Below are 16,723 nucleotides of genomic sequence, written 5' to 3' on the forward strand. Positions count from 1 at the left end.
GGCTCAATCAGAACTGGTTTCGCACACATGGCTGGGATTTTCCGGCGCGCGGTGGACGACGGTCAGGCTTGGCCGAGATGTTGCATCAAGAGACCAGAATGTCCGGCTTCAGCGAGCACGAACCCCTTTGTAAGTTTGCAGAGCTACCGCGCCTATCTGGCCTCAGGAAGCCTGATTGCGCTGCTTTGCGCGCTCTTCGATTTCGTAGGAGAGCCAGCGACAGAACATGCCCATGATCGATGTCAGCGCACCGCCGACGAGGCAGGCTAGAAGCACTGGATCCTCCTTGGCTTTTGGCCAGGAGACGATTGCCAGGAGAATGACGCTGGTTGTCGAGATCAGATAACCGAAGGTCTTGAACGCCGGCAGAGATATGAATCCCAGCAGTTTTGGCGACGGAGGCTCAGGGGGCACAGGTGCGGCGTTCATCGGCTGCCCTCCGCGATCAACTTCGCCGCCCGTTCGGCGTCAGCGATAGCCAGAACCTCAAAATGATGATCCTTCAGGGAATTGTATACCTCAAAGAACCGGGCCAATTCGGCACTGAATGGCTCGCCGAGATCGGCGATGCCATCGACGCCGGCGAACAGGCGCGACGCTGACGCCTTGGCTATGATCCGATCGTTGCGGACCGTGCTGTTTCCTTCCGTCTGCCTGGCTTCGATCACGCCGAGAAGCCGGACAGGGAGCAGGCACCCGATGGGCAGATCCTCCTCCGCGAGTACGAGGACATCGATGGGATCGCCGTCTCCGCCAAGCGTTCCTGGAATGAACCCGAAGGCCAAGGGAAAGCTCATCCCGGTCGGCAGTATCCCCGCCAGCTCAAAAAGGCCGCTTTTTGGGTCGTAGTCAAATTTGCCTTGCCGACCCTTGGGGGTCTCGATGATCGCGCGGCAGGTCAATGCCTTCCGATCGAGCTGATGGGGAAGGTCCAGCAGGTTCATCATGCGACGTCCGACAGGGCATAGCGACGGCAATGCTCGAGATACCCAGCTTCGTGGCTCGCCGTGAGATCGACCACGCTGTCCCAGAGCCACGACGGCGCATCGATCTTGTCCAACGGTCTGTGCGCGATGGTACGGCGCCAGGCGCGGCGATCGTCCCGGTTCATTTGCCTAGCATGGGCAACGCCCACGACATAAGCGAGGTAGCGTGCCGCTTTCGTCGCCTCTGCGCGCGAGAATTGGTCGACTTCGAGCTTCAGGTCCTGCGGCATCAGTTCGCGAAGGACGATGGGCTGTCCCAAAAGGCAAGTGGCCAGCATCCGCTCGCCAAGGTTCGGGGCGAGCGCCTGCGCGCCTGCGACTACGCGCTCGGCGTTGTCCGCGGGCATTTCGGCATGGGCCGACGCGGGCGCGATCGCGCCCACGGCCTCCTTCAAATCGATCAGTGCGTATTCGCCCGGCGTTTTCTTCGACCCGCCGATCCCGACGAGCACGGCGTAGCGAAGCTTGCCGAGCGAACTGCATCCCTTCATCCAGTATGCGGCGTCCAGAAGCCGGACCCGGTCGTTAACTTCGCGGCCATTGAGCGAAAGGATCGACGATCGCACGGCGTCTTGCATGAACAGCCGTTCAAGCTCTTCGCGCTCATTGTCTTGAAGGGCCCAGAATTTCCGGCCGAGCGGCAAACGTGGTTGGACCTTGGTCAGACGTTCATCGGCCAAATGACGCCACCGGCGTCCCAGCGCGCGCCGGCGCACGGTCCGGACCACGTTAGGCTCGGGCGTTTCGTCTTCGTCACCCAGGGCCAGGGCGTGGTCATATCCTTCGACCATTTCCTCCATCATTCGCGCAGTCGTTACGCCGGGGAGAGCGGACCCCCGCGCAGCGGTGGCAAGCGACAGTCCCAGCCGGATGAGATCATGGGCCGGGTTCCCAATCACGGTTTGATCGAGGTCGCGGATTTGGATGTCTACATTGCCGTTGGCACTGGCCACGGGCCCAAGGTTTCCAAGATGGCAGTCACCGCAGATCCAAACGGGTGGTCCCGAAGGGAGCCGCGCCGCAGACCGGGACCCGGCAAGCCATTCATAGAATTGGATAGTATTGCCCCGCACATAGGCGTGCGTCGAACGCGCCATCTTGAGCGCGCGCATCCGCTCGAGTGTCGAAGCTCGGTTTGCAATGTCTTCCATCCGCTCACCTTCGTTGCTGCATTGTGACAACGCGCGAAAGACAATGTCGCTTCAATGGTTTGCGCGTCACGTCGCTGTCGAATGATTTTGCGCGCCCGTGGCAAAGGGCGGACAGACGCATGAAGACAAACACCTATGACGCTGTCCCTCCGGGCAAAGCGTCGAAGATGGCAAAATCGAGGACAAATCGGGAAGGGGAATCAATTTGCGTTCCGGTTCAATACAGTGCGCAGAGTCAGGCGGTTTATGGGCTGTCGCCCGGCGCGCGCCGGCCCCTCGTCGCGCGCGTGACCAGCCCGCCTCCGCCACGGCAGGCCGGTGTGGCCTTCGAGCGGTAGAGCCGGCCGCCGGAGGCGCAACTATACGTACGACCCTGGCGGACGGTGGCCATCGCGGCGTCGCGCTTCGCCCTGTTACCTTGGGCCTTCGATGGCCGATAAGTCTGATTCTCGGACACGGATTTACGGGGGTAACGGCTCTCTGCGGCCCGACATGTAACCCGTGTTCGCAACGTCAAGCTGTCCCCAACCCCGTTGCCAGTCGTACCATCCATCCTGTAGCAAGGCGCCGCCGCAGCCGATGCGATCCTTGACAGTCATATGCGATCGAACTGTTGGGGGACCTGCATCTATTGGCGCGGCGATGAGGTATAATGAGCGTCGAAGCCGAGCTTGATCCGACCAAATCAACGGCGCTTTTCGCTGCCGCGGATCGCCTCGCACGTGCGCGCTCGCTCGACCAGGTCGTCGAGATTGTCCGCAGCGCGGCCAGAGAGATTGCCGGAGCAGACGGCATCACCTTCGTGCGGTGTGAAGGTGATCGTTGCCGTTATGTTGCCGAGGACGCCATCGCTCCCCTGTGGACCGGCCAGGACTTCGCGTTGTCGCAATGCATCTCCGGCTGGGTGATGATCCACGGCCGGCCGGCAGTGATACCCGACATCTATGCAGATGACCGCATCCCGCATGAGGCCTATCGAGCGACTTTCGTTCGAAGCCTCGTGATGATGCCCGTGATGGCGGGAGCAGCGCGAGCCGCCATCGGGGCTTACTGGGCGCGCGAGGGCGAACCCGATCCCGTAGCCGTCGAAATGCTCCGTAGGCTCGCAAGCCTGGCCGGCGCCGCAATCGGCAATGTGTCGCTGCAGAACTCGTTCGAAATCTTGAACCGCACGGCGGCCGCAGTCGCCGCTGAACGCGACCTCGACACGATCGTTCAAGCCATCACCGATGCGGGCGTCGAGCTGACCGGCGCGGAGTTCGGCGCCTTCTTCTATAATCTCGTCGACGATCACGGCGAGAGCTACATGCTCTACTCGCTGTCCGGCGTTCCCCGTGAAAGTTTTTCGCGCTTCCCAATGCCGCGCAACACCGAGGTATTCGCGCCAACTTTCGCCGGCAAAGCGGTGGTGCGTTCGGACAATATCCGTCTCGATCCGCGTTACGGCAAGAACGCGCCGCGAAAGGGGATGCCCGAGGGTCATCTGCCGGTGACCAGTTATCTTGCCGTGCCGGTCGTAAGCGCTTCGGGCGAAGTTCATGGCGGCCTCTTCTTTGGCCACCATCGCGAGGGCCAGTTCACCGAAGAGCATGCTCACGTCATTTTGGGCGTCGCTTCGCATGCTGCGATCGCGATCGACAATGCCCGGCTGCATCAGAAATCGGAGCGAGAACTTGCCGCGCGGTGGGCAGCTGAGGCCGACCTTCGCGTCAGCAACCGCCGTTTTCAGGCAGCCGTCGAAGCGGTCCAGGGCGTGCTCTGGACCAATACTCCTGATGGGAAGATGGAAGGCCAACAGCCAGGATGGACGGCGCTGACGGGACAGACGGAGACCGAATACTCGGGCTACGGCTGGTCACGGCGGGTCCACCCCGACGATGCCGATTCGACCGTAGAAGCATGGGAAAAAGCCGTTGCGGCCCGCGAGCCGTTCGTTTTCGAGCACCGCCTAGAGCGCAGGGACGGAGTCTGGCGGGATTACGGTATCAGGGCGGTGCCGATCTTCGATGACAGCGGAGAGATCGAGCAGTGGGTCGGCGTCCATACGGACATTACCGAGCAGCGCGAGGCCGAGGCAGCGCTGCGCGATCTCAATGCCACGCTGGAGGCCCGGATCGAAGAACGCGCCGCCGAGATCCGCACGGCCTTCGAAAAGCTGGAAGAAAGCGATCGCCGGTTTCGCATGCTCGTGGACGGTGTCACCGACTATGCGATCTACATGCTCGACCTCAATGGACACATCACCAATTGGAATGCCGGCGCCGAACGGATCAAAGGATACCCGCAAAACGAGATAATCGGCCGCCATTTCTCGAAATTCTACACCCCGGAGGATCGCGCAGCCGGACTTCCCGCTCGCATGCTCGATACCGCGCGCCGGCAGGGGCGAGTCGAGGCGGAAGGGCTCCGCGTCCGCAAGAACGGCGAGCAGTTCTGGGCCAGCGTCATTGTCGGCGCCATTCACGACGAGAATGGCCAGCTCATCGGCTTTGCGAAGATCACGCGCGACCTCACCGAGAAGCGGGCCGTCGAGGACCAGCTGCGCCAATTTCAGAAAATGGAAGCGGTCGGCCAGCTGACTGGCGGCATCGCGCACGATTTCAACAATCTCCTGACGATCATTACCGGCAACATGGATATTGCTTCGCGGGCGCTGGACACCGAGGAAGGCGCTGCACGGGCGAAGCGGGCGATGGGCAATGCCATGAAGGGTGCCGAGCGCGCGGCCGCCCTCACCCAGCGGCTGCTCGCTTTTGCAAGACGCCAGCCGCTCTCTCCCAAACCTCTCGATCTCGACAAGGTCGTCTCGGGGATGTCCGATCTACTCAATCGGTCGCTGGGCGAACTCGTGAAGCTGGAAATCGTCACCAGTCCGGGCCTCTGGCCGGTTGAAGCCGACCCGAACCAGATGGAAAATGCGCTGATAAACCTGGCCGTGAATGCGCGTGATGCCATGCCAAGCGGCGGAACGCTTACTATCGAGACCGCGAACGCGCATCTCGATGGCGACTATTCCTCAGCCCACACCGAGGTACCTCCGGGCAACTACGTCGTTCTGTCGGTGAGCGACACCGGGGTCGGCATGCCGAAGGAAAATCTGGCAAGGGTGTTCGAGCCCTTCTTTACGACCAAGGAGATCGGCCGCGGCACCGGGCTCGGCCTCAGCCAGGTGTATGGGTTTGTCAAACAGTCCGGCGGGCATGTGAACGTCTATTCGGAGGAAGGGGATGGTACGACCGTCAAGATGTACCTGCCCCGTTTCGCCGGCGCGCTCGCCGAGGAAGACGCCGTGGAGGTCGGGCGGATCGAGGGGCGCAGCATCGCTCATGAAACCATTCTCGTTGTCGAGGACGACGACGAGGTGCGGGCCTTTTCCTGCGAGGTACTGCGCGAGCTCGGCTACGAGGTCCTCGAAGCCAGCCATGGAGCTGCGGCGCTTCGAATCTTCGGACAGTCGCCTGGGCGCATCGATCTGCTCTTCACGGACGTCGTTATGCCAGGAATGTCTGGCAAGGAACTCAGCGACGAGGCACGCAAGGTCAAGCAAGACCTCAAGGTTCTTTTCACAAGCGGTTACACGCGTAATGCGATTGTCCACGGCGGCCGCCTCGATCCCGGCGTATCCCTGCTCGCCAAGCCTTTCACCTCGAGGGCGCTCGGTGAGCGGATACGCGAGCTCCTTGATGTCGGTTTGTCGAATCGGCTTTTGATCGTCGAGAGCGACCCGACGGTGCGATTGCTGGCGAGCGAGGCCATGAGCGCGGCCGGCTACCATCCCGAGCAGGCAGCTTCGGGCGCAGAGGCTCTCAACAAGTTACGCGCCGCCCAGGGTCGATACGACGCCGTCATCATCGACGCCCAATTGCAGGACAAGAACTGGCGCTCGTTCCTGGAGGAGCTGCGCAGCCTGTTTTCCGACCTGCCTGTTGTCGTCACCGGCGCGTCGTTGAACGAAAGCGTGGGCCTCATCGGACGGACTGGGATGGTTGCCAAGCCTTATGGCGCGGCCCTCATTATCGAGGCGCTCGATGCGATCGGAGTAAAGCGGGCCTCATAAAATTCTTGAAACTTCCGCAAGGTTCGCAAGCGGCCAGCCGATGGGATGCTGCGCCATTGCGCTATGCCGACCATTAGCATGGCTGCTGCGCTCCGAGGCTCCGAGGCTCCGAGGCTCCGAGGCTCCGAGGCTCCAAAGTCGTTGCGCTCTTCGCGAACGAAATCAACGTCGTACCTGCGGCCTGCGCCTCACCATTGGTAAAGCCAAGATTGACCAGACGGCACACTAAGCCGTCATCGCAATTCCTAATGGCGGACGCCTTCGCCAGGCCCTGCTTCTCGCATGGCTGAAGGCAGCAGCCATCAGGAGGGACCGCGGGTTAGGCGGATCGCACAAAATGCAAAGGCGACAGCGGACGCAATGCGGTATCGGGCCGTTGTACGCCTCGTGCAGCGCTGCGGGAAGGGGAATGGTTACAATGCGCGGGGCATTCGCTGCGGTCCGGTTTCCCTTCAGAGGCAGCGCGCAATGGCGCGAGCATCTTTAAGGCGCGCGATGTCATTCGCTACAAGTCGATCCAGGTCTTGTCGGACTATGTGCGAGATGCCGACTTTTTCTGCCACCTCGTCCGCGCAGCCTTCCTTTAAGAAGGTGAGCTGAACCCGGCCGGGAGGGTCCACTCTCCCGGTCAGGAATCCTTATGTTCAGGCGGCCACGAGCCGGACGGCCGTAGGCTTGGCAGGCGGCAGGGCCCCGGCCTTCGCCTGAGCGAGCAGCTCCTGCTTGCGGGCGAGCATCTGGTCGCGCAAGGCCACAAGGTCGACATCGGTCTCGCGGCACTGGGCGAACATGCCTTCGCCGCGCGCCTCCTCTTCCTTCACGTGATGTTTGATTTCCTCGGAGAGCACCGTGACCTTGGCGTCGTAGAAATCGTCCTCAGGCGATCCAGAGGAGATATCGTTGATCAGGACCTTGGCACCGTCATGCTCGACGTAAGCCTCGTCGAGGGTGTCGTCCTCGATTTTTCCCCGGAAGGCAGGGTAGAAAATTTCTTCCTCGAGCAACGTGTGAATCTTGAGCTCGGTGCAGATCTGTTGCGCGAGCTGACCTTTCTTGCTTGCCGCGGTCGCGCTTTCGAATTTTTCGAACAGCTCCTCGACCTTGCGATGGTCGGCTTTGAGCAGGGCAATCGCATCGGTGAATGTCTCAACGGCCATCGGGAGGCTCCTTCCAGGTTACCTCACGGGGAAGCGCGAAAACGAGGCACTGGTTCCGCGCGAACGACTCGCAACTGCAGTGCACGGAAGCGAGCACTGACAGGATCGCCTGGCAAGGGTGTCCGACCGGGCAGTTCCGCAGGCGTGTTCGCGCTTATTTCAGCGTCCTAGCTTGGCACGAAGGTCGCTCAAGCTCGTTTCCTTGATGCCAGACAATGCCAATCCGTGATGACGCGCGGCTAGGCGAGACGGAGACGAGGCGAAACGGAGCGAAGGCAATGCAAGCCGAAATCGGGGAAGACGACAAGGCGCCGCGCGCGCCCTCACGCGATCAGGATAGAGCCCGGGGCGCGCTCCTGATCATCGACATGATCAACTGCTTCGACTTTTCGGGCGCTGAGACAGTGCTGCCCAAGGCGATCCTTGCGGCCGACGCGATCCTCGGTCTCCGGGCGGCATTCGAGCGGCGCGGATGGCCGATTATCTATGTGAATGATAATTTCGGAGAATGGCACTCGGAGCGATCGCGCCTGGTGGAAAGAGCCTTGTCGCATCCCAATCCCGTGTTGGAAAAGCTTCGGCCCCGTGACAAAGATTTCTTCGTCATCAAACCGCAATTTTCCGGTTTCTATGCAACGAACCTTCCAGTCCTCCTATCAAAGCTCGGCGTCGACCGGCTGGTCCTGACAGGGATCGCCACTGACATTTGTGTGCTTTTCACGGCGGCCGATGCGCACATGCGCGACTATCGGCTCTGGATCCCGCGCAACGCGGTTGGCGCCGAAACGGCAGAGCACGACCAGTGGGCGCTCTCGATCATGGAAAAGAGCATGGCGGCAGAAACGGCACCCACCGACGACCTTAATGCCGAGACCTGGTTCGAGCGGCGGCTGGGATGACGATTGGCGGCGCTGAAGACAGCGCCGCCAACGGCAAGGTCGATCTCAGGCGTTTAGGTGCTCTTCGACAGCCTTGGCGCTGTTACCAACCGCCTTGACGGCTTCCTCGAGCCGGCCCTTGTCGACGCCAAACTTCTTCGTCCAGTACGCAACTTCATAGTCTTCGCCCAGCGCGATGCGTGACGCATCCTGCGGGGCGCGGTTGGTTTTGTCGTCAGCCATGACAGAACATCTCCTTAGATCGCTGTGACTTCACAACGCAGCGGGCCCCCTGCCGTTTCATGGAGCCTGTATTGACCTAGGCTACGGCGGCAAGACGAGTCAGACGAGCGTTGGAACGAGTCTCGGCAGGAGGCATTTCACGGGGATGAAAGCCGAAATTCCAGCGGCGAAAGGCCCGAGGCGCCGCCGGGCTGACCAATCCACCGCCGAGGCTGCGCGGCCGCCGGCGTTTCGGCCGCTGCAACTCGCGGCGCTCGTCGACAGCGTCCCTGCCGGAAACCGCTGGCTTCATGAAATGAAGTATGACGGTTACCGGGTCTTGCTGGCCGTGGGCGGCGGCGAAGCAAGAGCCTACACGCGCTCCGGCCTGGACTGGTCGGAAAAATTTTCGGGGCTAGTCGAGGCAGCGGCTGACCTCAGCGTTGGCAGGGCATTGATCGACGGGGAAGCGGTCGTGCTCGATCAGGAAGGCCGGTCCAATTTCCAGGCGCTGCAATGGGCGCTGAAAGGCGCACCGGAGAGCATCGAATTTTTTGCGTTCGACCTGCTCGAACTCGATGGCGAGGATCTGACGCAATTACCCTTGGTCGAACGCAAGAAGCGCCTGGCCAAGATCCTCACCCACGCGAGCAGCCGCCTGCACTATTCTGATCACATCGTCGGCAATGGCGAGAAGCTGCTCGCCGGTTTTTGCGAGGCAGGGCTCGAAGGCGTGATCTCCAAGCAGGCGGAAGGTCGCTATGTCGGCTCGCGCAACGGAGGCTGGCTCAAGACCAAGTGCATCAAGCGCCAGGAATTCGTCGTTGTCGGATGGACACCTTCCCAAACGTCGCGCCTGTTTCGATCACTTATCCTGGCCGTGCATAACGAAGGAGAGCTCAAATACGCCGGTAAGGTCGGCACAGGCTTCGGGATAGAGGAAATACAGCGTCTCATGGCGCTCATGAAGCCGCTGGAACAATCCGAGCCGGCGGTGAAGGCGCCGCGCGCCGAAGTTCGCGGAGCTCACTGGCTCAGGCCGATGCTCGTAGCCGAAATCGCCTTCACTGAAATGACGAACGAGGGAACGCTACGCCATCCGAGCTATCTCGGCCAGCGTGAGGACAAGAAGCCGGAAGCAGTCGTGCTTGAAACCGAGGCGCGTACATCGAGCCTGCGGCCGGCGAGTACGAGCGTCAAGATCAGCAATCGCGAGCGGGTCATCTTCCCCGAAAGCCAGATCACCAAAGGCCAGCTCGCCGACTACTACGCCGCCGTCGCGCCGATCATGCTGCCATGGCTTGGCTCTCGGCCCATGAGCATGGTCCGTTGCCCTCAGGGGCGCGCCAAGAAATGCTTCTTCCAGAAGCATGACGCCGGCAGTTTCGGGGAGACCGTTCGACAAGTCGGCATCGCCGAAAAGGACGGGCACGAAGAGCCCTATCTCTACGTCGACACGCCCGAGGGCCTGCTGACCTGCGTCCAGATGGGCACGATCGAATTTCATGGGTGGGGCGCACGGATCGAGGACGTCGAGAAGGCGGACCGGCTGGTTTTCGATCTCGACCCCGACGAGGGTCTCGACTTCGAGAATGTGCGGAGCGCAGCGTTCCAGTTCCGCGACATCCTGAAGTCGATCGGTCTCGAAACCTTTCCCATGTTGACGGGCGGCAAGGGTGTCCACGTGATCGCGCCGCTAGTGCCCAAGGCGGAGTGGCATGACGTCAAGGATTTCGCTCATCGTCTTGCCCAAGCGGTCGCGCAGGCCGATCCCGCCCACTTCACCGCTGCCTTGCCCAAGGCCCAGCGCAAGGGGCGTATCTTCGTCGACTACTTGCGAAATCAGCGCGGGGCGACGGCCGTCATGCCCTATAGCGCGCGTGCGCGGGACGGCGCGCCCGTGGCGGCCCCCGTCACCTGGAAGGAGATGGAAGCGATCGACAAGCCCTCGCACTTTCATGTCGGTGACGAGAAGGAACTGATCAAACGTGCCGCCTCTAAGGCGCTGTCCGGATGGGGCCGTGCCGATCAGGTCCTTCCAGACCTGTGATCCCGCGTTGATGAAAATCGCCACCTATAACGTGAACGGCGTGAACGGCCGGCTGCCGGTCCTGTTGCGGTGGCTCGGCGAGGCTCAGCCCGACATTGTCTGCCTGCAGGAACTCAAGGCGCCCGACGACCGTTTTCCTGAGGGCGCGATCCGGGATCTTGGCTACGATACAATCTGGCACGGCCAGAAGAGTTGGAATGGCGTTGCGATCCTCAGCCGTGTGGGCGAAATTCACGAGACTCGCCGCGGGTTGCCCGGAGAACCTGAAGACACGCACAGTCGCTACATCGAGGCCGCGGTGAACGGTATACTGATCGGCGGGCTCTATCTGCCGAACGGCAATCCCAGGCCTGGGCCGAAATTCGACTACAAGCTACGATGGTTCGAGCGCCTCATCGCCCATGCCGCTGAGCTTCTCGCAACCGGCTTACCGGTCATGCTCGCGGGCGACTTCAATGTCATGCCCACCGATCTCGATGTCTACAAACCGGAGCGTTGGCTTGACGACGCGCTGTTCGCCCCCGAGGTCAGGGCTGCCTACTTTCGCTTACTCGATCAGGGTTGGACCGATGCCTTGAGGACGATGCATCCAGGCGAGACGATCTACACGTTCTGGGACTATTTTCGCAATGCCTACGCTCGAAACGCCGGCCTGCGCATCGATCATCTGTTGCTTAGTCCGCCACTGGCCGAACGGCTCGAAGCGGCCGGTGTCGACAGCAACGTTCGCGGATGGGAAAAGACGAGCGACCATGCGCCTGTCTGGATCGAACTTGCCGACTCATCCACGCGGAAAAGGCGCAAAGCTAAGACCGAAGCGTCGTAGCCTCAAACGCGCGCGGACGCCGACCTCGCTTACGAATGCTCTGTCAGGGGCGCGGCCCTTAAAGCCGTCATTAGAGGCTTCAGAGGGGCCGCCGCTCCTGAGAGCCTTCAGTCGGCTTGATCTCGACGACGTCCTCGAAACGGACTTCGCCAACCTTATCGCCGCTCTCGTCGCGCAAGACGATGCGATGATCCAGGATGAGATGACCACGCTCGCGGATGGATTCCGCAGCGAGGTTTTGTGCTTCGGCCCGGGCGCGATGCATCGCCACATCGCGGTCCGCAAACTCCATACCGTCCTCGTCCTCGGTGACGAGATCATTGTATATGTCGAAAAAGAACAGTGGCATCGCTCACTCGTGTTTGCCCGCAACAGGCACGACGCTGCAAAGGCTCTGTAGGATCTTATTGGTAATGCGACGCAGCGCGCACCGTTCCCCAAAGCGATGGTCCGACGAGATTATTTGGTCAGATCTTCGCTGATGGATATGCTGGCAATGATCGGGGATCCCCAGCGCCCGCGTCGAGGACGTTCGGTGATCGTTAGCGATAGGTGACTTCAGTTGCCCCCACATCTCGAAAGGCGTGGATGACCGCATCGCTTTCGTCCTCGTTCATGTCGACCGAGACGATAAGCGGCCCCTCGTAAGCCGCACCCGTTGCATCGGGCTCGCTATCGGGGTGTCCGCTTTCCAGATCGGCTCCGCCGACTTGGTCGCCGGCACTGTTGTCGTCGCCTTGGGGTTCGATGAAGATGTCGGTCCGCTCGATGCCGTATTCCTGAACCAGATGCTCGACGGCGAGCTCGACCTCGCGGCGGCCGGGAAACAATGCTTTGATAGTGGTGGCCATATCTTGCTCCAAAACTCCTTCATGAGATCGCGGAACCGGAAACATAGTTCCCGTTTGCAAAGAACAATCGACCATGTGGCGATCGGGTTCAGGCGCGCTCGGCATACCAACGGGCATAGGGCGTATTCTTCACGAGATGCCGGTTGAAGTCTGGACTTTCATCATCCCACCATACGGGGCCGCGTTCGCCCAGAGCCCGTTTGGCGGCGTCGACCTCGCCGCGGGCTCGCTTCTCCGCTTCCGGATCTGCAGCTAGGCGCGCCGACCCGACACGCCTTCGGGCCTGCATGAGCGCATCGACAAGCGCCTGGCGCTGCGCTTCTGGCAGGTTCGGGTTGGACCGACGCCACAAGCGACCACGAACGACGATGTATCGGCCATCCGGCGTGGTTGGCGGTTCTTTCGCGTGCGTCATCATCGTGACATAGTAATACCTGGACGCGTCAAGAGTTCTCGTCACCCGTCACCCGCCGGGCGGCTGAACGCGCAAGGCCCTTTGCCGGCCCAACACTTCACTCGCTGCTTCGCGTTCTTCCGAGAGCGCGCTCGTAAGCTGCGGCAACTCTTCGCAAGACGCCGAATGGCTTCTCCTAAGTGCGTGCTGCGCACCGCCAGTTTCGATCTCTCCCGCAACCGACCGGCGATCCGCTCATTTCGCATCTGCACGATTGCAAGGGAGAGTCTTTTATGGGCGATGTTGCCAAGGTTATCGAACTGGTTGGTACCTCCAAGACTGGGATCGAAGATGCCATCGAAGGGGCGATCGCGCGGGCCGCAGAGACCGTGCAAAACCTCGAGTGGTTCAAGGTCGAAGAAATTCGCGGTGCAATCGAAGGCGGGAGCATCGATCGCTACCAGGTTATCCTCAAGGTCGGGTTCGGCTTGAACGACGACTGACGCCGCCTCTCCGCGTCTGGCATTGGCGCAGTGCCGCTGACGCCAGACGGGACTGAGGGTGAGCGATCGGTTCGCTGCGCACCGGCGCCGGCCTTCAACGCAAAAACGTGACGGGCCGGGATGAGCCAAGATGAAGGACAGTATCATGCCAACATCGAAATCGCTCTCAAATCGCCAAAACAGGGGCGCCGCAGCGAAAAGAATGGTGCGAAAGATCGCGCGTGAGCGGGGGATCACGGCATCCATGCTCGGCGCGCTTACCCGGCTCGTCGGCGATGACCGGGCGAGCCTTGAGAATGCCGTCCATTCGCTTCGCCATAGGCCGTAGCGCTGAAGGGAGCGAGAGCGTTCCGATCAGCCAGAAAAGGGCGCGCGTTCAGCGTCCAGAGCGGTGTCGGTTTCTGACGAGGTGAGCGCGGTCTCCCCCGCCGGCATCGAGGCGCGAGCCGCAACCCTACCGCTTTCGGCCGATCGGGATGTACCGGCAAGTGAACGCGGGCTGCCCGCTCGGCCCGCCTGCGGAAAGATGCACGTATAGGCGCTTTTCGGCCGCGGCCTCGCTAAGGCAGAAGACGTGTTCGGCCTCGTACATTTCATCGCGATGCGGCTCCGCCCAACCTCGTGCGAACCTGATCGCCCGGCGCTTCGCCTGGGCTTCGCTTTCGGAAACGACGAAGACGTTACGATGCTTTTCGGCGAACTCCTCGGGATGGTAGCCGCCCAAATTGACGAAATAGAGCTTGGCTTTTCCTGCAAAGGGCTCCGGCCTGAGCGAAACGGCGTAGCCGTCGGCATGGGATAATTCGGCCCAACAATCGATGTGCAGACTCCTGGGAATACCCCACCATTGCCGACGCAGCTGCGGATAGGCCTCCTTGATCGAGGCGGCGACGACAAAGCGGACGTCGTGAAGCTCGATGTTGGCGCCTTCCAACTCACCCCCGACATAGACCGCAAGAAGCCGAGCGCCTGCATCGGAGCTGTCGGTGCCTGCCAGGATCGCCGCGTTCGCAGCGGTGTCGAAATCCTGGTCCACTGCTGCGGCGAGCTTCTCCCCGACGACCAGGCCCATTTCGTGCGAACTGGTGATGCCTTGGATGAAGGGATGTCGGCCGAGCAGGAAAGGCAGGCTCAGGCAGAACAGCTGATCCTCGGGAATATCATCGGAGACAGGGTGAAACTCGTCATCGATGACGATCCCGCGCGGCGGGCCTTTCGAGCCTGGCGCCTGCGCGTCGCGGACGATTCCTTGCTTTATGAGCGAAGGGAATGGAAAATCACTCACGGAGAGCGCGCGTTGCCCCGTCGCTTCGATGAAAATCGGGAAGTGGACTTCCACGCTGCCGACTTGCAGCACCGCGCCGCTCTCCGGTCGCCGGCTGTCGATGTGGTAGTCGTCGCCGACCGCGATCACTTCGAGCTTCCCGGCACGGTGAAGGGCCAGCATGCGCTTGATCGATTCGTGCGGGACGGTCGCATAATCGTCGACGAAGACAGGCTTGAAGTACTTGGAGAAACGCTTGAAGTCGGCTTGTTCGAGATGCGGCACCAGCAGTTCGATGACCTCGTGCATGCGCAGGATCGCATAGCGCCATGGGACAGCATGATGCGCCGCATAGTCCGCTTGCGCTTCCACGAGATTCCGCTCTGCCCAAATGAAAGGGTCAACGCCAAGCCGCTCCTTGAAATAGCTCTCGCAAAAGGTTTCGAGCGTCAGGCCCGACAGGCCGATCCGGCGTGCGTAATCGGGATCGGCCGCAGCGAGCTCGCGCTGAAAAAGAAAGAAAGCGTCATCGAGCAAATTGCCATCCTCGGACGCCAGTAAGGCGGCAATCGCTTCGGGCGTGCAGATCGACAGCGGTTCGTAGGGAATGGGAAAATAGAAGTCTGCCTCGGGAAGCAGCCCCTTGCGCGACAACATGGTCATCCGGAACGCTTCCGCATCGGGGTTCGGTTGATAGGCGAGCTCGCCCTCGCCCTCCTCTACGAACTCGCCATGGGAGACCGACAGTGCGACCGCGGCATCGATCGCGCTGAGCGACGACCCGCGGATGCCGACCGAAGTGGGAGGAATGTCGCTCAGCGCCGAAGCGGGCCAGGGGCTGAGAAAGTAGCCGGGTCGCACCTCGGGTTCTTTCGGCCATTGGTGTCCGGTGGCGAGGACGACGTGATCGAAGAGCTGGCGATAAATCTCCCCGCGTTTGGGTTGGACGACCAACGTCATCCCGCCATCGCCGCTTATGGCGTCTACCACGCGGCAGCCCGTCCTGACGGTCACTTCACTACCGTTCGCGCGGGCGCGCTCTAGGATCGCCTGCAATTGATCGAAAAAGAACTCGCCAAGCGCCAGGCGCGGATAAAAGGTCCGTTCGTCAATTGCTCCGCGATCGATGCCGAGCTCGGCGAGGCGCGCTTCGCTCTGGCTGTCGAGCCATTCGACCAGCGTTTGCTCGAGGGGCGGTATCTCGACGCTTGCTATATTGGACAGCATGGCGGGATCGTTCCAACCGGGTCGATAAGGCGTCCCGCGACCAGCGCTTCCCTGCTGCTCGAAAATGGTGATCGACATCGGCCGCGCCGAGTGGGCCATCAAGGCATTGAGCGTGTAGATCGTAGTTGGGCCGGCTCCAACAAAGGCTATCGCAGAGGTCATTCAAGCGGAATGCGCGAACTGGCGAGAAGTTACCTCCCAAACGACAGCGACGTGGCAGCCTCCGCACGACGTGAGCGGCCGGCCGAATGCACCAAAGCCTTCTCGGCGATTGCCATTCGCATCCAGGGTCGCATTCGTGCGTTGTTCGGAAAGCGAAACCATCCAGGTGACCATGTCTGAAGACTATGCCCATGGCCGGCGCGATGGCCTGCGCCTCGCCCTTTCCGTTCTCGCTGCCGAAGAAGCGAAATGGGCTGCGCTATTGGGCCAAAGCCGCTCATGGCGCACAAATGCCACCCGCGAAGTTCGCCACAAAACCCTGCAGGTGGCACAGCAGCGGGTACGGACGCTGCTCAATCGCCTGACGCCCAAGGATCGGGACGTGGCGCAAGCCGAGCTTGCCTCGGCCCTCGATGCCCTCGGACTGTGATGAGACATTGACGCACAAGAAACCTCACCTGCCCGTGAAAATCTGCGCTGCATGCGAGCGGCCGTTCACTTGGCGCAAGAAGTGGGCGCGGGACTGGGAGCAGGTGAAGTACTGCTCGCAGCGTTGCCGTTCGGGCTTGATGCGTGCGCCCTGCGTGGGCGGACTGAACGGAGATGCGCAGCCTTGAGCAGGCCGGCGCACGATGCAGCTCGCGTGGCCGCAAAGGCGCTTCTCGCGGCGCGGGCGCCGAGCGCGACGGTCTGCCCGAGCGAGGTAGCCAGGGTCCTTGCTCGAGAGATCGGGCGAGACGCGGACTGGAAGGATTTGATGCCGATAGTCCACGAGGCCGTGGATGCGATGGTCGAGGAGGAAGCGCTCCAGTTGAGCTGGAAGGGGGCCTTGCTGAACCGGCGCACGGGGCCCTACCGAATTGGCCGGGTCGGCGCGATTGTCGATCTGCGATCGGGCTCGGAGGTCGAGCGTTAGGTTCTGCGTCAGAAGTCCAAAGGCGTTTTGCTGATATCAACTTGGCCCGGCGCTCTCGTATCGGAAGGGATCTTGCTTG

General features: G+C 61.5%; 18 protein-coding genes. 8 read left to right on the forward strand and 10 right to left on the reverse strand.

From position 1 onward, the window contains the following. Positions 1-162 precede the first annotated feature (162 nt). Genes WG901_RS08270 through WG901_RS08280 form a run of 3 tightly spaced genes read right to left on the reverse strand, consistent with a single transcriptional unit; the run spans position 163 to position 2,137 of the window. Complete coding sequence (locus WG901_RS08270) at positions 163-429, reverse strand: hypothetical protein (RefSeq protein WP_339586532.1); 267 nt, start codon at positions 427-429, stop codon at positions 163-165. Further along, positions 426-944, reverse strand: a complete 519-nt coding sequence (locus WG901_RS08275; RefSeq protein ID WP_339586533.1) for an inorganic diphosphatase — start codon at positions 942-944, stop codon at positions 426-428. The genes WG901_RS08270 and WG901_RS08275 overlap by 4 nt, the downstream gene beginning before the upstream one ends. Further along, entirely contained in the window at positions 944-2,137 is a 1,194-nt protein-coding gene (locus WG901_RS08280) for a DUF2252 family protein (protein WP_339586534.1), read from the reverse strand. Before WG901_RS08280 ends, WG901_RS08275 begins: the two co-directional genes overlap by 1 nt. 652 nt (positions 2,138-2,789) lie before the next feature. Here WG901_RS08280 and WG901_RS08285 point away from each other — a divergent pair. Then, positions 2,790-6,194 carry a PAS domain S-box protein gene (locus WG901_RS08285; protein WP_339586535.1) on the forward strand — a complete coding sequence of 1,135 codons (3,405 nt, stop codon included), beginning with the start codon at positions 2,790-2,792 and terminating at the stop codon, positions 6,192-6,194. Between the two features lie 644 nt (positions 6,195-6,838). Here the strand turns inward: WG901_RS08285 and WG901_RS08290 are convergent. Beyond that, positions 6,839-7,351, reverse strand: a complete 513-nt coding sequence (locus tag WG901_RS08290; protein ID WP_339586536.1) for a hemerythrin domain-containing protein — start codon at positions 7,349-7,351, stop codon at positions 6,839-6,841. Positions 7,352-7,629: 278 nt separating this feature from the next. Between WG901_RS08290 and WG901_RS08295 the strand changes: the two genes are divergently transcribed. Continuing rightward, the gene (locus WG901_RS08295) at positions 7,630-8,250 is read left to right on the forward strand and encodes a cysteine hydrolase family protein (RefSeq protein WP_339586537.1); all 621 of its coding nucleotides are present in this window, start codon (positions 7,630-7,632) and stop codon (positions 8,248-8,250) included. 45 nt (positions 8,251-8,295) lie between these two features. On the opposite strand, the gene WG901_RS08300 is transcribed toward WG901_RS08295, so the two are convergent. Continuing rightward, positions 8,296-8,472 (reverse strand): DUF3606 domain-containing protein, encoded by a 177-nt coding sequence (locus WG901_RS08300; protein ID WP_339586538.1) that lies wholly within the window; start codon positions 8,470-8,472, stop codon positions 8,296-8,298. Positions 8,473-8,617: 145 nt separating this feature from the next. Here WG901_RS08300 and ligD point away from each other — a divergent pair, with 145 nt between their 5' ends. Beyond that, positions 8,618-10,501 (forward strand): DNA ligase D, encoded by a 1,884-nt coding sequence (gene ligD / locus WG901_RS08305; protein WP_339586539.1) that lies wholly within the window; start codon positions 8,618-8,620, stop codon positions 10,499-10,501. Between the two features lie 10 nt (positions 10,502-10,511). After that, the gene (xth, locus tag WG901_RS08310) at positions 10,512-11,327 is read left to right on the forward strand and encodes an exodeoxyribonuclease III (protein ID WP_339586540.1); all 816 of its coding nucleotides are present in this window, start codon (positions 10,512-10,514) and stop codon (positions 11,325-11,327) included. A 79-nt stretch (positions 11,328-11,406) separates the two neighbouring features. On the opposite strand, the gene WG901_RS08315 is transcribed toward xth, so the two are convergent. From WG901_RS08315 to WG901_RS08325, 3 genes are all read right to left on the reverse strand, one after another. Beyond that, positions 11,407-11,676, reverse strand: coding sequence for a DUF6894 family protein (locus tag WG901_RS08315; RefSeq protein ID WP_339586541.1), 270 nt, complete (start codon positions 11,674-11,676; stop codon positions 11,407-11,409). A gap of 193 nt (positions 11,677-11,869) precedes the next feature. Further along, the gene (locus tag WG901_RS08320) at positions 11,870-12,178 is read right to left on the reverse strand and encodes a hypothetical protein (RefSeq protein ID WP_339586542.1); all 309 of its coding nucleotides are present in this window, start codon (positions 12,176-12,178) and stop codon (positions 11,870-11,872) included. Positions 12,179-12,266: 88 nt separating this feature from the next. Beyond that, positions 12,267-12,593: a hypothetical protein gene (locus WG901_RS08325; protein ID WP_339586543.1), complete on the reverse strand. Its 327-nt coding sequence runs from the start codon at positions 12,591-12,593 to the stop codon at positions 12,267-12,269. Positions 12,594-12,865: 272 nt separating this feature from the next. On the opposite strand from WG901_RS08325, the gene WG901_RS08330 reads away from it, so the two are divergent. Beyond that, entirely contained in the window at positions 12,866-13,075 is a 210-nt protein-coding gene (locus WG901_RS08330; protein WP_339586544.1) for a dodecin, read from the forward strand. A 166-nt stretch (positions 13,076-13,241) separates the two neighbouring features. Here WG901_RS08330 and WG901_RS08335 read toward each other — a convergent pair whose 3' ends face one another. Together WG901_RS08335 and WG901_RS08340 are read right to left on the reverse strand one after the other, a co-directional pair. Then, positions 13,242-13,382, reverse strand: a complete 141-nt coding sequence (locus WG901_RS08335; RefSeq protein WP_339586545.1) for a hypothetical protein — start codon at positions 13,380-13,382, stop codon at positions 13,242-13,244. Between the two features lie 147 nt (positions 13,383-13,529). After that, complete coding sequence (locus WG901_RS08340; protein WP_339586546.1) at positions 13,530-15,728, reverse strand: DUF1543 domain-containing protein; 2,199 nt, start codon at positions 15,726-15,728, stop codon at positions 13,530-13,532. Between the two features lie 136 nt (positions 15,729-15,864). Between WG901_RS08340 and WG901_RS08345 the strand changes: the two genes are divergently transcribed. From WG901_RS08345 to WG901_RS08355, 3 genes are read left to right on the forward strand one after another with little or no spacing between them, the layout of a single operon-like run. Beyond that, positions 15,865-16,158, forward strand: a complete 294-nt coding sequence (locus WG901_RS08345) for a hypothetical protein (protein ID WP_339586547.1) — start codon at positions 15,865-15,867, stop codon at positions 16,156-16,158. Further along, complete coding sequence (locus WG901_RS08350; protein WP_339586548.1) at positions 16,142-16,345, forward strand: DUF2256 domain-containing protein; 204 nt, start codon at positions 16,142-16,144, stop codon at positions 16,343-16,345. The genes WG901_RS08345 and WG901_RS08350 overlap by 17 nt, the downstream gene beginning before the upstream one ends. A gap of 26 nt (positions 16,346-16,371) precedes the next feature. Beyond that, on the forward strand, positions 16,372-16,644 hold the full coding sequence (locus WG901_RS08355; RefSeq protein WP_339586549.1) for a DUF3253 domain-containing protein: 273 nt from the start codon (positions 16,372-16,374) through the stop codon (positions 16,642-16,644). Positions 16,645-16,723: the final 79 nt, after the last annotated feature.

The organism is Novosphingobium anseongense, from assembly GCF_037482895.1.
Lineage (GTDB): Bacteria > Pseudomonadota > Alphaproteobacteria > Sphingomonadales > Sphingomonadaceae > Novosphingobium > Novosphingobium anseongense.

Bases quoted from the DNA above. Each gene is read 5' to 3' on its own strand.
- WG901_RS08290 (WP_339586536.1), bottom strand. From the start codon at position 7,351: ATGGCCGTTGAGACATTCACCGATGCGATTGCCCTGCTCAAAGCCGAC.
- WG901_RS08270 (WP_339586532.1), bottom strand. From the start codon at position 429: ATGAACGCCGCACCTGTGCCCCCTGAGCCTCCGTCGCCAAAACTGCTG.
- WG901_RS08340 (WP_339586546.1), bottom strand. From the start codon at position 15,728: ATGACCTCTGCGATAGCCTTTGTTGGAGCCGGCCCAACTACGATCTAC.
- WG901_RS08330 (WP_339586544.1), top strand. From the start codon at position 12,866: ATGGGCGATGTTGCCAAGGTTATCGAACTGGTTGGTACCTCCAAGACT.
- WG901_RS08335 (WP_339586545.1), bottom strand. From the start codon at position 13,382: ATGGACGGCATTCTCAAGGCTCGCCCGGTCATCGCCGACGAGCCGGGT.
- WG901_RS08300 (WP_339586538.1), bottom strand. From the start codon at position 8,472: ATGGCTGACGACAAAACCAACCGCGCCCCGCAGGATGCGTCACGCATC.
- WG901_RS08350 (WP_339586548.1), top strand. From the start codon at position 16,142: ATGCCCTCGGACTGTGATGAGACATTGACGCACAAGAAACCTCACCTG.
- WG901_RS08275 (WP_339586533.1), bottom strand. From the start codon at position 944: ATGAACCTGCTGGACCTTCCCCATCAGCTCGATCGGAAGGCATTGACC.
- WG901_RS08325 (WP_339586543.1), bottom strand. From the start codon at position 12,593: ATGACGCACGCGAAAGAACCGCCAACCACGCCGGATGGCCGATACATC.
- WG901_RS08315 (WP_339586541.1), bottom strand. From the start codon at position 11,676: ATGCCACTGTTCTTTTTCGACATATACAATGATCTCGTCACCGAGGAC.
- ligD (WP_339586539.1), top strand. From the start codon at position 8,618: ATGAAAGCCGAAATTCCAGCGGCGAAAGGCCCGAGGCGCCGCCGGGCT.
- WG901_RS08285 (WP_339586535.1), top strand. From the start codon at position 2,790: ATGAGCGTCGAAGCCGAGCTTGATCCGACCAAATCAACGGCGCTTTTC.
- xth (WP_339586540.1), top strand. From the start codon at position 10,512: ATGAAAATCGCCACCTATAACGTGAACGGCGTGAACGGCCGGCTGCCG.
- WG901_RS08280 (WP_339586534.1), bottom strand. From the start codon at position 2,137: ATGGAAGACATTGCAAACCGAGCTTCGACACTCGAGCGGATGCGCGCG.
- WG901_RS08320 (WP_339586542.1), bottom strand. From the start codon at position 12,178: ATGGCCACCACTATCAAAGCATTGTTTCCCGGCCGCCGCGAGGTCGAG.
- WG901_RS08295 (WP_339586537.1), top strand. From the start codon at position 7,630: ATGCAAGCCGAAATCGGGGAAGACGACAAGGCGCCGCGCGCGCCCTCA.